This is a genomic window from Mesorhizobium sp. FG116 (genome assembly GCF_057809835.1).
This window is the reverse complement of sequence record NZ_JBMDKS010000008.1, coordinates 88,505-102,387: the sequence shown is the minus strand read 5'-3', so window position 1 is coordinate 102,387 and position 13,883 is coordinate 88,505. Positions and strand designations below refer to the sequence as shown.

Below are 13,883 nucleotides of genomic sequence, written 5' to 3'. Positions count from 1 at the left end.
GATGAGCAGAGCAACCAACTCATTTTCCCGCTCGGCGGCAGCGCATGCGATCCTGATCGCCTACACGATCATCGCGCTGTTTCCGGTGTTCATCATCGTCATCAACTCGTTCAAGTCGCGCAATGCCATTTTCCGCACGCCAATGGCGCCGCCGACGACCGAGACGTTCGACCTTGTCGGCTACCGGACCGTGCTGGCGCAGGGCGATTTCCTGCAATATTTCCAGAACAGCTTCATCGTCACGGTCGCCTCGCTGTTCTTCGTATTGCTGTTCGGCGCGATGGCAGCGTTTGCGCTTTCGGAATACCGCTTCCGCGGCAACAAGCTGATGGGGCTTTATCTGGCGCTGGGCATCATGATCCCGATCCGGCTGGGCACCGTCGCCATATTGCAATTGATGGTGGCAAGCGGGCTGGTCAATACGCTCACCGCGCTCATCCTCGTCTACACCGCTCAAGGCTTGCCGCTCGCCATTTTCATCCTGGCCGAGTTCATGAGCACGGTTTCCGACGATTTGAAGAATGCCGGACGCATCGACGGGCTCTCCGAATACACGATCTTCTTCCGGCTGGTGCTGCCGCTGGTGAGGCCCGCCATGGCAACGGTCGCCGTCTTCACCATGATCCCGATCTGGAACGACCTGTGGTTCCCGCTGATCCTTGCGCCTTCGGAAGGAACGAAGACCATCACGCTCGGCGCACAGATGTTCATCGGCCAGTACGTCACCAACTGGAACGCGGTGCTGGCTGCGCTGTCGCTGGCCATCCTGCCGGTGCTGATCCTCTACCTCATCTTCTCGCGGCAGCTGATCCGCGGCATCACCTCTGGAGCAGTCAAGTGAGCAAGGAACAACCGATCAGGGTCGTGGTTGCCGGGCTCGGCAATATGGGCCGCAGCCACGCGCTCGCCTATCACAACAATCCGGGCTTCGAGATCGCGGCGCTCGTCAACCGCTCCGATGTGCCGTTGCCGGGCGGACTGGCGGGCCACGAGATCCGCCGTTCGTTCGACGAGGCCTTGCGTGAGGAGAAGCCCGATCTTGCCTCCATCGCAACCTATTCGGACAGCCATGCCGACTATGCGGTGAAGGCATTCGAGGCCGGTTGCCATGTCTTCGTGGAAAAGCCGCTGGCAACGACCGTGGCCGATGCGCGGCGCGTGGTCGATGCCGCCAAGGCCAACGACCGCAAGCTGGTGATCGGCTACATATTGCGCCATCACCCGTCATGGATGCGGCTGATTGCCGAGGGGCGCAAACTTGGCGGGCCTTACGTGTTCCGCATGAACCTCAACCAGCAATCATCAGGTCCTACCTGGGAAACGCACAAGCAGTTGATGCAGACGACCTCGCCGATCGTCGATTGCGGTGTTCACTATCTCGACGTCATGCTGCAGATCACCGACGCACGACCGGTCGAGGTCCGCGGCATGGGTGTGCGCCTCAGCGACGAAATTGAACCAACCATGTACAATTACGGCCACCTGCAAGTGCTGTTCGATGACGGCTCGGTCGGCTGGTACGAGGCCGGCTGGGGGCCGATGATTTCGGAGACCGCGTTCTTCGTGAAGGATGTGATCTCGCCCAATGGCTGCGTGTCCATCGTCATGGCCGAGGGTGCGAAGTCGGACGACATCGATACCCACACCAAGACATCGACCATACGCCTTCACAGCGCCAGAATCGGTGCCGACGGCAAGTTCGCCCGCCCCGACGAGATGCTGTCGATGCAGGGTGAGCCGGGTCACCAGGACCTGTGCGATCTGGAGCAGGCCTTCGTCTTGAAGGCGATCCGCGAAAACCTCGATCTGAGCCGTCACATGGACGATGCCGTGAAATCGCTCGCCGTCTGCCTCGCTGCCGATGAGAGCGTGCGCACCGGTCAAGCCGTCAAGCTATAGGAAAACGCCGTGGGTTCTCTCAACATCGAAAACGTGAAGAAGTCCTTCGGTCCGGTCGACGTGCTGAAGGGCATCGACCTTGCCGTGTCCGACGGCGAGTTCGTGGTCTTCGTCGGGCCGTCCGGTTGCGGAAAGTCGACATTGTTGCGCGTCATAGCGGGGCTGGAGGATGCCAGCTCCGGGCGTGTCATCATCGATGGCAGTGAGGTCACCTCCACGCCGCCGGCCAAGCGCGGCATCGCCATGGTGTTCCAGACCTACGCGCTATATCCGCACCTCACGGTGAGGAACAATATGGCTCTTGGCCTCAAGCAGGCCGGCACGCCAGCCGCCGAGATCGACAAGCGCATCACGGCCGCTTCAACCATGCTTTCGCTGGAGCCTTACCTCGAGCGGCGTCCGGCCGAGCTTTCCGGCGGCCAGCGCCAGCGCGTCGCCATCGGCCGCGCCGTGGTGCGCGAGCCAAAGCTGTTTTTGTTCGACGAACCGCTGTCGAACCTCGACGCGGCGCTGCGCGTCAACACCCGCCTCGAGATCGCGCAGCTGCATCGGCGGCTGAAGGCGACGATGATCTACGTCACCCACGACCAGGTCGAGGCGATGACGCTGGCCGACAAGATCGTGGTGCTGAACGCCGGCCGCATCGAGCAGGTCGGCGCGCCGATGGAACTCTACAATTCGCCGGCAAACCTGTTCGTTGCCGGCTTCATCGGCTCACCGAAGATGAACTTCATCGACGGCGCGCGCCTTGGCGAAAGCGTCAAGACCATCGGCGTCAGGCCGGAACACCTTTCGGTCGATGCAAAGAAGGGGACGTGGAAAGGCACGGTGATCCATGCCGAGCATCTTGGCGCGGACACCAACATCTATCTCGATTGCGAGAAGGCCGGGCTTCTCACCGTGCGTGTCTTTGGCGTCTACGATGCCGAGCCGGGCGCGACGCTATATGCCACGCCCGATCCGGCAAGGACCTATCGCTTCGGCGAAGACGGCCAGGCGGTTAAGTAGCTTTCTTATATTCAGGCGTCTGCGCGGAAGGTCTGTTTCTGCGTGCCGAGGCCTTGGACGCTGAGTTCGACCACGTCACCCGCCTTGAGATAGCGCGGCGGCTTCTTGCCCATGCCGACGCCGGGCGGTGTGCCGGTGGCGATGACATCGCCGGGGTGCAGCGACATGAACTGGCTGAGGTAGGAGACGAGGTAGGAAACGCCATAGACCATGGTCCTGGTCGTGCCGTCCTGCATCGTCTCGCCATTGACCTTCAGCCACATGCCGAGATCCTGCGGATTGGCAACCTCGTCCTTGGTCACCAGCCACGGTCCGATCGGACCGAAGGTGTCGCAGGACTTGCCCTTGGTCCACTGGCCCTTGCGCTCGACCTGGAAAGCACGCTCGGAAACGTCGTGGGCGACGCAGTAGCCGGCAACGTAGTCGAGTGCGTCGGCTTCGGAGACGTATTTGGCGCTCTTGCCGATGACGATGGCAAGTTCGACCTCCCAGTCGGTCTTTTCCGAACCGCGTGGAATGAGCACATCATCGTTCGGGCCGACGATGGCCGAATTCGCCTTCATGAACACGATCGGTTCGGATGGAACGGCGGAACCGGTTTCGGCTGCGTGGTCGGAATAATTGAGGCCGATGCAGATGAACTTGCCGACATTGGCAACGCATGGCCCGATGCGCGGACTGCCTGCGACTGCCGGGAGCGTCTTGGGATCGAGCTTGGCAAGTGCTGCCAGCGACGCCGGTTCAATCGCCTTGCCGCCAATGTCGGCGACATGGCCTGAAAGATCGCGGATCGTGCCGTCCGCATCGAGAAGCCCCGGCTTTTCGGACCCGGTCTCGCCATATCGCAACAGTTTCATGTTTCCTCCCTCGAATGCGTTCCCGCGCGAACCTAACCGAGGCCAAGCGGGTAAGGCTTCCTATCCCGGTCCGCCGCGATAAGCCAATGAGACACAACCGCCCAGCGCGGCGCAGTGGGGGCAAAGAGTGCGCCCATGCGTGCCGATGTTTATTTATGGGAAACTTGTTTTCATCACAAGAGAATTACGCGCCGGCCTGTCCGGCGCTGTGATTGCCAACGCGCAACGGATAATACGCTTCGCTCAGCCGACGAACGCGCGCTCGACGACGAACTCGGCCGGATGAGCGAGCGAACCTTCCTTGAAGCCGAGCTTTTCCGCCAATGCCTTGACGTCCTGCAGCATGTGCATGGAGCCGCAGATCATGATGCGGTCGGTTTCCGGATTCAGTGGCCCGATGCCGAGGTCGGAATGGAACTTGCCGGTTTCGATGAGGCTGGTGATGCGGCCCATGCGCTCCGACTCTTCGCGCGTCGTCGAATTGTAGAGCGTCACGCGTCCGCTGGTCAGTTCGCCGATCAATGGGTCTGCTTCCAGCGATGCCACCAGCTCCTGCCCATAGGTGAGCTCGGCGTTGTCGCGGCAGGTGTGGGTGAGCACGATCTGGTCGAACTTCTCATAGGTGTCGGGATCGCGCAAAAGGCTCGCGAACGGCGCAACGCCGGTGCCGGTCGAGATCATGAACAGGCGCTTTGCCGGCGTCAGCGCGTCGACCACCAGCGTGCCGGTGGACTTCTGGCGCATCAGCACGGTGTCGCCGATTTCGATCTTCTGCAGTTCCGAGGTCAAGGGACCATCTGGAACCTTGATCGAGAAGAACTCCAGTTCGTCGTCCCATGACGGGCTGGCGACGGAATAGGCGCGGAACACCGGCTTCTCGGCGTTGGGAAGCCCGATCATGACGAACTCGCCCGAGCGGAAGCGCAGCGACTGAGGACGGGTGATGCGGAACGAAAACAGCCGGTCGGTATAGTGCCGGACAGAGACGACGCTCTGGGCATAGACATTGGCCGGAATCGGAAATTGCAGCGGTCGCGCGTCGGCTGTATTCAGGAGAGGTACGGTATTCATCAAGACGACCTTCTGCCAAATGCGGCGCACGAAATTCTCTGTGCGCCCGTGCCTTTTTGGGTCCGTAGCGCCTTCGTGCAGTTCTGTCTGGTAAGACCTTGTTCCCTGAAACTATTAGTATACAAATGAGTTTTGCGTCAAGATGCGCTCGTAAAACGCCTTTCCAATCTGGTACATAGAAGCAGTTCGGGCATTTCGGGTTTGGCCAATGCGTGAGAAAGTTCCGGCACAGTCGGGCAGCGTCGTCGCTGGCATCGATGTGGGCGGCACTTTCACCGACCTCCTGCTGATCGATGGAAAGAACGGCGGAAGGGTGCATATCGCCAAGACCCCGACGACTACCGACAATCAGGCGTTCGGCGTCGTCGCAGCCCTTGGCGCAACCGGCTTTCCCGTCCGTGAAGTCGACCTGATCGTCCATGGCACGACGACGACCACCAATGCCGTTTTGGAACGCCGCCTGGCCAAGACCGGCATGATCACCACGAAGGGCTTTCGCGACATCATCGAGCTTGGCCGGCGCACGCGCCCGCAAGCCTATGGCATGACCGGAACCTTTACGCCGGTCGTTCCGCGCAATCTGCGGCTGGAAGTGGAAGAGCGTGTCGAGGCGACGGGTAAAGTGCGCGTGCCGCTGGATGAGGATGATGTCCGCCGCGCCGTTGCGTCCTTGCTGGCCGCCGGTTGCGAAGCGCTCGTCATCCATTTCCTGCATGCCTATGCCAATCCCGCGCACGAACTTCGTGCCGCCGAAATCGCCGCCGAAAGCTGGCCGAACGGCTACATCACCACCGGCCATTCGCTGCTTTCCGAGGCCCGAGAGTTCGAGCGCGGCGTTACCGCCTGCGTAAACGCTTCGGTTCAGCCGATCCTGGAACGTTACGTCGCGAAATTGCGCAACGAACTCGCGGCGCAAGGCTACGACCGCGACTTCCTGATGATGAACGGCAATGGCGGCATGATCTCAGCCCGCTATGTCACCCGCGAGGCGGCGAAGACCGTGATGTCCGGGCCGGCTTCCGGTGTCATCGCAGCTGCCTATACCGGCAAGCGTGCGGGCCATGGCAATCTTGTCACCTACGACATGGGCGGGACATCGACCGACGTTGCCTTGATCCGCAATGCCGAGCCGGCGGTCTCGAACGAAATCGAGATCGAATATGCAATGCCGATTCATGTGCCGATGGTGGCGGTGCATACGGTAGGGGCAGGCGGCGGCTCGATTGCCCGCGTTGATGCTGCCGGTCTCATTCAAGTGGGGCCACAAAGTGCCGGGGCCAATCCGGGGCCGATCTGCTACGGCCGTGGCGGAACCGAGCCGACATTGACCGACGCCAATCTGGTGCTGGGGCGGCTTGCGCCGAAGAAGCTTCTGGCCGTCGATAATCCGGTACCGGTGGAAGCAGTGCGCGCGATTTTCGCCGAGAAGATCGGAGTTGCCAGCGGACTTGACAGCGTCGAGGCGGCAGGTGCGGTGCTGCGGCTTGGCAATCTGAAGATGGCCGGAGCCATTCGCATGGTTTCGGTGTCGCGAGGGCATGATCCGCGTGACTTTGCCCTGTTCGCCTTCGGCGGTGCCGGGCCGCTGCATGCTGCGGCCTTGGCGCGGGAGCTTGGATTGCCCAAGGTTCTGGTCCCGGCGCGGCCGGGCATAACCAATGCGCTGGGTTGCGTAGTGGCAGACCTGCGCCATGATTTCGTCAACACAGTCAACCAGCCGGTTGCCTTGGTCGATGAGACGCTGATCCGGCAGGTTCTGGAGCGTCATCGCGAAGAAGGGGTGAAGCTGATCGCCAAGGAAGCGGTGCAGCCGCAATCGCTGCATGTCGTCCACTCCGCCGATATGCAGTTTGTCGGCCAGACCCATATCATCAACGTGCCGCTGCCTTCCGCAGAGCCGACGCGCGCCACGTTGCAGCAGCTGTTCGAGACGGCCTACTTCGCCCGTTTCAAGGTCGAGTTGCCGGAAATCCGCGCCAATCTGGTCAATCTGAACACCTCCGTCATTGGCGTGCGCCCCGATATCGACCTGTCGCGATTGATCGATCCCGCCGGACGGGCGACGCGGCTGGACGATGCGCGGCTCGAGACGCGGCCGGTCTGGTTCGATGGCAAATGGCATGACACGCCGGTCTATGCGCGCGAGAAGCTGCCGCTGGATGCGGTGGTCAACGGGCCTGCGATCATCGAGCAGATGGATGCGACCACGGTGCTGGAGCCTGGAGATATCGCGCGCTCCGACAGGGATGGCAATCTGATCATCGAGATTGCGGGAGATTGAGCATGGCACGGCTCGACGCGATCACGCTTTCGGTTATCCAGGCAGCTCTCCAGCAGGCTTGCGACGAGATGGATCTGACCTTTTCGCGCGCCGCGTTTTCCCCTGTCATCGCCGAGGCAAACGACCGTTCCGACGGTATTTATTCCGCCGTCGACGGATCACTCATTGCGCAAGGCAGTCAGGGGTTACCCGTCTTCGTCGGCGTCATGCAATATTCGACCAGGACCGTGATCGAAATGATAGCGGATGGCCGCTGCCTGCCGCCCGAGCCCGGCGACATCTACATCGTCAACGATCCCTATCTCGGCGGCACGCACCTGATGGACGTGCGCTTCGCCATGCCGGTCTACCGCAACGGCGCGATTTTCTGCTGGCTGTCGAACACCGGCCATTGGCCCGATATCGGCGGCGCGGTGCCGGGCGGCTTTTCGGCGTCGGCCACGGCCGTCGAGCAGGAAGGTCTGCGCCTGCCGCCGGTGAAGCTGTTCAAGAAGGGCAAGCTTGATCCAGAGATTTACGCCATCATCTATTCGAACATTCGGGTAGCGGACCAGCGCATCGGCGATATCAAGGCGCAAGCGGCAGCCTTGATGGTGGGCCAGGACCGGCTGTTCGAAATCCTCGACCGCTATGGCGACGACACCGTTGTCGAGGCGATCTCTGAACTGCGCTCACGCGCCGCCAGCCAGATGCGCGCCAATATCCGCACCATCGAGGATGGCACCTACCGCTCAAAAGCCTATGTCGATTCCGACGGCGTGGTGGACGAACCGCTCACCATCGCACTTGCGATCGAGAAGCTGGACGACACGCTGACCTTCGACTTTTCTGCCTCGTCCAAGCCTTGCGCGGGGCCGATGAACAGCGTTTTGGCGACGACCCTGTCGTCGGTCTACCTCGCAATGCGCCACATTTTTCCGGACGTTCCGATCAGTGCAGGCGCGTTCGAACCGCTCGTCGTCAAGCGGCCGGAAGGGACCTTTCTCGATGCGAAATATCCGCGACCGGTTTCAGGCTGCGCGGCGGAAGTTTCTCAACGCATCGCCGAAGCCGTCTTTGCCGCCATGGTGCAGGCCCTGCCGGACAAGGTGACGGCGGCGCCCGCTGGTTCAAGCGGAAATTTTGCCCTTGGCGGCAACGATCCGGCGCGCGGGCGCGACTACGTCATGTACCAGATTTCCGGCGGCGGCTATGGCGGCAATGCCGGGCATGATGGCCTGACCAATGGCTGTTCGACCATCGGCATTTCCAAGTCGCCGCCGGTGGAGATCATGGAGCAGGCGTTTCCGGTGCTCTATCGCCACTACGCACTGCGTGAAGGGTCTGGTGGTGCCGGCGCGCAACGGGGCGGCTTCGGCCTTGCCTATGAGGTGGAACTGCTACGTGGCCAGGCTAGGGCTTCCTTCGTCATGGATCATGGCCGCTTCGGTCCGCAAGGCGTGCTCGGCGGCGCCGACGGCGCCGTCAATTCCGTGACGGTATTCCGTGATGGTGAGGCTCATGTGCCGCCGCATCTCTCAAAGGAGCAGGACATTCCGCTCAAGGCAGGCGACCGTGTCCGCGTCGCGACGCCCGGCGGTGGCGGCTATGGCGATCCTTTTCAGCGCGCGCCTCAGGCCGTGATGAGGGACGTGTCGCTTGGCTACTACACGCCGCAAGAGGTTTCCGGGAAGTTTGGCGTTGCCATATCGGATGACGGTTGCAAGATCGATTTGGAAGCGACGGCTAGGCGGAGGCGCGCTGACAACCGCGCGAGTTAGCCGGCCCTGCGGACCGGGCCGCAACCTTCCGCCTTCAGCACGCGCCGGGTCGACGCGGGGTATTTGGCCAGCATGGCCGCGGGCCTGATCGGGCGGGCTGAAAAATTGCCGCCGCAATTGGGGCAAATGCCGCCCAGCACGCCTTCGGCACACTCCACGCAGAAGGTGCATTCGAAGGTGCAGATGCGGGCGTCGGCGGCCTCCGGCGGCAAATTCCTGTCGCAGCATTCACAGTTTGGGCGCAGCTCGAGCATCTCGGATTTACTCTGCATTTTGCGCAAACGCGCTGGAGTTTGGAACCTTAAGCACAATACGGGCTTTGTTGATATGGTTGTTGCTTCGGTAGGCTTCGGTTTCTATAGAGGATAGGCTCTTGGTTCTCTCGGAGCGGTAAGCGGGGCAATCTTGGGTTTGCCGAGGCTATAAGGGCGCTGAAGCGTCAGGTCGGGAAGGGAAAAGGATCCGAATGGCTGATCAGCTCGCGACGGAAATTATCGAGAAGATCAAGGAACATGCCGAATCTGGCGACGATGAGATCACCGTCAACACCGAGCTGACCGCTCTTGGTATCCATTCGCTCGAACTGACCGAGATCATCTTCGACCTCGAGGAAAAATACGGCATCGAGATCGAGATGAACACGGTCGAGGCCTGGAGCAACTTGAAGAATGTCGGCGACATGGTCGCAGCCGTTCGCGCGCTGATCGACAAGAAAGCCTGATTTTCCTCCCTATGCGCACGCGCGTCGTCATCACCGGCATTGGCGGAATATGCGGTCTCGGCACCAATGCCGCTGACATATGGACCGAAATGCGCGCGGGCCGCTCGGCGATCGGCCCCATCAGCAATCTGGCGCTTCATGACATCAAGGTGCGGACCGGCTGCGAAATCAGGCAACTGCCCGATCATGGCATTGAGCGCAAACAGCTTGTAGCGATGGACCGTTTCAGCCTGCTTGCGGTGATTGCCGCGCGCGAGGCCTTGCAGCAATCCGGGCTGGACATCACCGACGCCAATACCTATCGCGCTGGCTCGATCGTCGGCGTCGGCATCTGCGGCTGGGAGACAGTCGAGGAGAACTACCGTTCGATTTTGATCGACGGCAAGAACCGGGCCGGGATTTTTACGGTTCCGAAGGTCATGCCGGGTGCGGCCGCCGGACAGGTCAGCATGAACCTTGGCCTGCGTGGACCCGTGTACGGCGTGACATCGGCGTGCGCGTCATCGAACCATGCGATTGCCGCCGCAGTGGACCAGATCAGGCTTGGGCGCGCCGATGTCATGGTTACAGGCGGTACGGACGCCCCGATGGTCTGGGGCATCCTGAAGGGCTGGGAAGCGTTGCGCGTCCTGTCGCCCGATACCTGCCGCCCGTTCTCAGCCGACAGGCAGGGCCTGGTGCTGGGCGAAGGTGCGGGCATGGTGGTTCTGGAAAGCTTCGAGCATGCCAAGGCGCGGGGCGCGACGATCCTCGGCGAGATCGCCGGCGTGGGCCTGTCCGGCGATGCGTCGGATATCGTCGCGCCGACAATCGAAGGCCCGGAAAATGCGATGCGGGCCTGCCTCGCCGATGCCGGCCTAAACGCCGAGGACGTCGACTACCTGAACGCCCACGGCACCGGCACGAAGGCCAACGACCAGATCGAAACCGTTGCGATCAAGCGCGTGTTCGGCGATCACGCCTACAATCTGTCGGTGTCATCGACCAAATCCATGCATGCACACTGCCTCGGTGCATCTGGTGCACTAGAAATGATCGCCTGCGTCAACGCAATTCGCGAAAGCGTGGTGCCGCCGACGGTTAATTTCCGCGAGCCGGATCCGGATTGCGACCTCGACGTCACGCCGAACGTGGCGCGCGAGCGCAAGGTGCGTGCGGCCCTGAGCAATGCCTTCGCGTTTGGTGGAACCAATGCGGTGCTCGCCTTCAAGGCATTTTGATCGAGCTTGAAGTCTTGGTCATCTCGCCAAACATATGCCTCGCCCAATATGGATGGCGATGGATCGCGCGCCTGCCTGATGGTGGCGCGCCGGCAAATTTGCCTTTCCTCCCAAGGAGTTCTTGATGACTGATCTTTCTAGTTTCCCTATCGACAAGCGCTGGCCGGCAAAACACCCCGACCGCATCCAGCTCTATTCGGCTCCCACGCCGAATGGGGTCAAGGTTTCGATCCTCCTGGAGGAACTCGGCCTTCCCTACGAAGCGCACTATATCGATATCGGCAAAGACGAGACGTGGACGCCGGAATTCCTGTCGCTCAATCCGAACGGCAAGATCCCCTCGATCATCGATCCTGACGGTCCGGGCGGCAAGCCGCTGGCGCTGTTCGAATCCGGCGCGATCCTGCTCTACCTTGCCGAGAAGACCGGAAAACTGCTTCCGGCGGACCCGGCCCTTCGCTACGAGACGATCCAGTGGGTGTTCTTCCAGATGGCGGCGATCGGGCCCATCTTTGGCCAGCTTGGCTTCTTCCATAAGTTCGCGGGTAGGGAAATCACCGACAAGCGCCCGCTGGAGCGCTACCGCGTCGAATCCCGCCGCCTTGTCGGGGTCCTCGACGGCAGGCTGAAAGACCGGACCTGGATCATGGGCGACGACTACACCATCGCCGACATCTCGATGCTCGGCTGGGTCCGCAACCTGATAGGTTTTTACGATGCGCGTGAACTGGTCGGCTTCGACGATTTTCCCGCCGTCGCCGCATGGCTCAAGCGTGGGCTGGCGCGACCGGCCGTGCAGAAGGGCGTCACCATTCCCGCACGACCGTAACGAAGGTGCGCTTGCCTATTTGGCCTTGGCGCGAGACCCGGCCTTGCTGCTGGACTTCCCCACGGCCGAAGAGGCGAGCGCCGCCGCACCCTTGGCGCTTGCAACGACAGCGCCGACAGCAACATTTGCCGTGGTCTTGACGGTGCGCGCGACTTTCGAGGCAATTGACGTGCCATCGCGAGCAGCCGTCGAGCCCCTTGGCGACTTGGTCTTTGCCGCCTTCGCAGACGTCTTGGCGGTTGTCGGCATCACTCTTTTTGGAGCAGCCTTGCCAAAGGCAGGCTTGGCATCCTTTGAGCGTGCCGCGACTGCGGGGTCAGCCCCGGCCTTGACCTGAGTCGCCTTGGCTGGCTTGGAAGCCGCCTTCTTTGCCTTGGTTGCCATCGATTCCCTCGTTTCCTGATTGGGTTGCTATCGGCGATAACGAACAAGCGGACGCTCGGTTCCGGCAAGAGTTCGGGCCTTCAACCGCGGCCGCCAATGACGAGGTCGGCCGCGCGCCGGCGCGAAACAACCCGCTCGACATTGGGAATGTCGTTCGAGGCGACCCAGGCGCGGGCGTCGTCCTCGGATTTCCCATGCTCGTGCCAGCGCGACAGGAGCCGCCGCTCGAGGTCGGCGCGGTCGGGATCGACAAAGATCGAGAAGTCGAACAGGCTGCCAAGACGCGTCCACGGCTCTTCGTCGAGAAGCAGGTAGTTACCCTCGATCAGCACAAACTTGACGTCGGACGAAATCACGGCGGCCGCAGCCCGCGACAACTCCATGTTTCGGTCGAAGACGGGCACCGCAACATCGGGTTCACCGACCTTGATCCGCTTGAGCAGGAGTTCGAAGCCGGCAAAGTCGAAGGTTTCAGGCGCGCCCTTGCGGGCACGAAGGCCGCGCTTGTTGAGGATGACGTCGTCATAGTGAAAGCCATCCATCTGTACGACTTCGGCCGTTCCCTCGGGAAGCAGGTCGCGCAATGCGATCGCCAAGGTCGACTTTCCGGCGCCGGGTGGACCGGCGATTGCAACAAGGCATCGCTGCGCCTTTCCGGCGCGCTTGAAGATGGCAGCGGCAATGGTTGCGATCTCTGACATGCTCTCTTGCCCGTTTAAGCTGGCACAGTGTCAAGAGAATGCGGCGATTTCAAATCAGGCGGGCGAGAGAAATTGCTCGTCGAAAGGCACTTCCCGCGAGATGCCTGACTCGGACGCAATGCGCAAACAGCCACTTGCCGTTTCGATGCGGCGAGGCAGTCCAGAACCATTCAGAGGCAAGGCGCCGATGATATGGCGAAATGAGACACGCCCTTCGAGTTCGAACGCGGTGGAAACGCCTTCGTGGGTCAGCCAGTTGTCGCCGAGTGACGCTGCATGGCCAATTGCTGCGCGCCCGTCTTCGATGCCGAGGACGCCGTCGCGGCCATTCCACGGCGCATAGTCGCGCCCGCCATTGCTGATCCAGAGCATGGTGACGGGAAGTTGCGCCGGGTTCTTCAGCACCAGCACAAGATCGTCCTCAGCTTGCCGCGCGACTGTTGTCCAGCCGAGGCCGTCGCGATCGGCCTCGACCAGCGTTACGAAATCCTCATGGCGACCGTTCGCCCGGTATTCGGTGAGATCGGTGAACGTACCATCCGCTGTTGGAAACTGCCCGAGTTTCGAGGCGCGCGCCGGATATGCCAAAAGCGAACGGCCGCGCGCCGGATCGGGCTCGGGCGCTTGTTCGGGTGTGACGGCAAGCCGCTTGGGTGAAAACGCCAGCCGGCCGCCCGCACCCATCTGCGTCATTGTGTGATGAGCGACGGAAATTGCTCCGGACCCGCCAAGGAAAACATGTTCCTGGTAGAGGAAGGGATGATGGTCGTGCAGCGTCAGGATCTTATCCACGGTTGCGCCCATGACCTTGCGCCTGAGCCGAAACAGGACGCGCCAGCCACCCTCTGTTGCGGCATTCTCGACAACGTCCCAGGCACTGTTGGCCGGCCAGCCATGCAAGGGTGCTTGTTCGATATCGCTGCGTGAAAATGGCGCGCACAGGAAATCGCCCGAAAGACGCCGCACGCCCTCCGGCAGGTGAGCCGGAAGCAATTCCGGCGGTCCATCCGCCCAAGGTGCACGATGCAGGGGCCTTAGTTCGCGGTCGCCGCCTTCAATCACAAGGTCCGCCAGATGACCAACCACCAGATCGACGGAGACACGAATTCCTTTGGCCTCGAAGGTGGCAACATCCATCCCTGCTTCCTCCCC

Annotated in this window: 14 protein-coding genes; 8 read left to right on the top strand and 6 right to left on the bottom strand. The window is 61.7% G+C overall.

Going from position 1 to position 13,883, the window contains the following annotated elements; all coding sequences use genetic code 11:
* The first annotated feature begins 1 nt into the window (after window position 1).
* The 3 genes from ACODTY_RS08995 to ACODTY_RS08985 are packed head-to-tail and all read left to right on the top strand — an operon-like array spanning window position 2 to window position 2,907.
* Window positions 2-841: a carbohydrate ABC transporter permease gene (locus ACODTY_RS08995; protein WP_488993945.1), complete on the top strand. Its 840-nt coding sequence runs from the start codon at window positions 2-4 to the stop codon at window positions 839-841.
* The gene (locus tag ACODTY_RS08990) at window positions 838-1,899 is read left to right on the top strand and encodes a Gfo/Idh/MocA family protein (protein ID WP_488993944.1); all 1,062 of its coding nucleotides are present in this window, start codon (window positions 838-840) and stop codon (window positions 1,897-1,899) included. Before ACODTY_RS08995 ends, ACODTY_RS08990 begins: the two co-directional genes overlap by 4 nt.
* A 9-nt stretch (window positions 1,900-1,908) precedes the next feature.
* Window positions 1,909-2,907 (top strand): ABC transporter ATP-binding protein, encoded by a 999-nt coding sequence (locus ACODTY_RS08985; protein ID WP_488993943.1) that lies wholly within the window; start codon window positions 1,909-1,911, stop codon window positions 2,905-2,907.
* A gap of 11 nt (window positions 2,908-2,918) precedes the next feature.
* On the opposite strand, the gene ACODTY_RS08980 is transcribed toward ACODTY_RS08985, so the two are convergent.
* Window positions 2,919-3,764, bottom strand: a complete 846-nt coding sequence (locus ACODTY_RS08980; protein WP_488993942.1) for a fumarylacetoacetate hydrolase family protein — start codon at window positions 3,762-3,764, stop codon at window positions 2,919-2,921.
* A gap of 243 nt (window positions 3,765-4,007) precedes the next feature.
* On the bottom strand, window positions 4,008-4,835 hold the full coding sequence (locus ACODTY_RS08975) for a ferredoxin--NADP reductase (protein ID WP_488993941.1): 828 nt from the start codon (window positions 4,833-4,835) through the stop codon (window positions 4,008-4,010).
* Between the two features lie 208 nt (window positions 4,836-5,043).
* On the opposite strand from ACODTY_RS08975, the gene ACODTY_RS08970 reads away from it, so the two are divergent.
* A complete protein-coding gene (locus tag ACODTY_RS08970) occupies window positions 5,044-7,116 on the top strand; it encodes a hydantoinase/oxoprolinase family protein (RefSeq protein ID WP_488993940.1) in 2,073 nt (690 codons plus the stop codon).
* A 2-nt stretch (window positions 7,117-7,118) separates the two neighbouring features.
* The gene (locus ACODTY_RS08965; protein WP_488993939.1) at window positions 7,119-8,876 is read left to right on the top strand and encodes a hydantoinase B/oxoprolinase family protein; all 1,758 of its coding nucleotides are present in this window, start codon (window positions 7,119-7,121) and stop codon (window positions 8,874-8,876) included.
* Here the strand turns inward: ACODTY_RS08965 and ACODTY_RS08960 are convergent.
* The gene (locus ACODTY_RS08960; RefSeq protein WP_488993938.1) at window positions 8,873-9,130 is read right to left on the bottom strand and encodes a DUF1272 domain-containing protein; all 258 of its coding nucleotides are present in this window, start codon (window positions 9,128-9,130) and stop codon (window positions 8,873-8,875) included. The genes ACODTY_RS08965 and ACODTY_RS08960 overlap by 4 nt on opposite strands.
* Before the next feature lie 212 nt (window positions 9,131-9,342).
* On the opposite strand from ACODTY_RS08960, the gene ACODTY_RS08955 reads away from it, so the two are divergent.
* The 3 genes from ACODTY_RS08955 (at window position 9,343) to ACODTY_RS08945 (ending at window position 11,646) form a co-directional block, all read left to right on the top strand.
* Window positions 9,343-9,597, top strand: coding sequence for an acyl carrier protein (locus ACODTY_RS08955; RefSeq protein ID WP_488993937.1), 255 nt, complete (start codon window positions 9,343-9,345; stop codon window positions 9,595-9,597).
* An 11-nt stretch (window positions 9,598-9,608) separates the two neighbouring features.
* Window positions 9,609-10,817 (top strand): beta-ketoacyl-[acyl-carrier-protein] synthase family protein, encoded by a 1,209-nt coding sequence (locus tag ACODTY_RS08950; RefSeq protein ID WP_488993936.1) that lies wholly within the window; start codon window positions 9,609-9,611, stop codon window positions 10,815-10,817.
* Between the two features lie 124 nt (window positions 10,818-10,941).
* Window positions 10,942-11,646 (top strand): glutathione S-transferase N-terminal domain-containing protein, encoded by a 705-nt coding sequence (locus ACODTY_RS08945; protein WP_488993935.1) that lies wholly within the window; start codon window positions 10,942-10,944, stop codon window positions 11,644-11,646.
* Window positions 11,647-11,661: 15 nt separating this feature from the next.
* Here ACODTY_RS08945 and ACODTY_RS08940 read toward each other — a convergent pair whose 3' ends face one another.
* The 3 genes from ACODTY_RS08940 to ACODTY_RS08930 all read right to left on the bottom strand — a co-directional run bounded on the left by ACODTY_RS08940 (window position 11,662) and on the right by ACODTY_RS08930 (window position 13,868).
* Window positions 11,662-12,030: a hypothetical protein gene (locus ACODTY_RS08940; RefSeq protein WP_488993934.1), complete on the bottom strand. Its 369-nt coding sequence runs from the start codon at window positions 12,028-12,030 to the stop codon at window positions 11,662-11,664.
* 80 nt (window positions 12,031-12,110) lie between these two features.
* Window positions 12,111-12,731, bottom strand: a complete 621-nt coding sequence (locus ACODTY_RS08935; protein ID WP_488993933.1) for a nucleoside triphosphate hydrolase — start codon at window positions 12,729-12,731, stop codon at window positions 12,111-12,113.
* Between the two features lie 54 nt (window positions 12,732-12,785).
* Window positions 12,786-13,868, bottom strand: a complete 1,083-nt coding sequence (locus tag ACODTY_RS08930; RefSeq protein ID WP_488993932.1) for a hypothetical protein — start codon at window positions 13,866-13,868, stop codon at window positions 12,786-12,788.
* Between the last annotated feature and the right edge of the window lie 15 nt (window positions 13,869-13,883).

Bases quoted from the DNA above. Each gene is read 5' to 3' on its own strand.
- ACODTY_RS08995 (WP_488993945.1), top strand. From the start codon at position 2: ATGAGCAGAGCAACCAACTCATTTTCCCGCTCGGCGGCAGCGCATGCG.
- ACODTY_RS08980 (WP_488993942.1), bottom strand. From the start codon at position 3,764: ATGAAACTGTTGCGATATGGCGAGACCGGGTCCGAAAAGCCGGGGCTT.
- ACODTY_RS08975 (WP_488993941.1), bottom strand. From the start codon at position 4,835: ATGAATACCGTACCTCTCCTGAATACAGCCGACGCGCGACCGCTGCAA.
- ACODTY_RS08970 (WP_488993940.1), top strand. From the start codon at position 5,044: ATGCGTGAGAAAGTTCCGGCACAGTCGGGCAGCGTCGTCGCTGGCATC.
- ACODTY_RS08965 (WP_488993939.1), top strand. From the start codon at position 7,119: ATGGCACGGCTCGACGCGATCACGCTTTCGGTTATCCAGGCAGCTCTC.
- ACODTY_RS08960 (WP_488993938.1), bottom strand. From the start codon at position 9,130: ATGCTCGAGCTGCGCCCAAACTGTGAATGCTGCGACAGGAATTTGCCG.
- ACODTY_RS08955 (WP_488993937.1), top strand. From the start codon at position 9,343: ATGGCTGATCAGCTCGCGACGGAAATTATCGAGAAGATCAAGGAACAT.
- ACODTY_RS08950 (WP_488993936.1), top strand. From the start codon at position 9,609: ATGCGCACGCGCGTCGTCATCACCGGCATTGGCGGAATATGCGGTCTC.
- ACODTY_RS08945 (WP_488993935.1), top strand. From the start codon at position 10,942: ATGACTGATCTTTCTAGTTTCCCTATCGACAAGCGCTGGCCGGCAAAA.
- ACODTY_RS08940 (WP_488993934.1), bottom strand. From the start codon at position 12,030: ATGGCAACCAAGGCAAAGAAGGCGGCTTCCAAGCCAGCCAAGGCGACT.
- ACODTY_RS08935 (WP_488993933.1), bottom strand. From the start codon at position 12,731: ATGTCAGAGATCGCAACCATTGCCGCTGCCATCTTCAAGCGCGCCGGA.
- ACODTY_RS08930 (WP_488993932.1), bottom strand. From the start codon at position 13,868: ATGGATGTTGCCACCTTCGAGGCCAAAGGAATTCGTGTCTCCGTCGAT.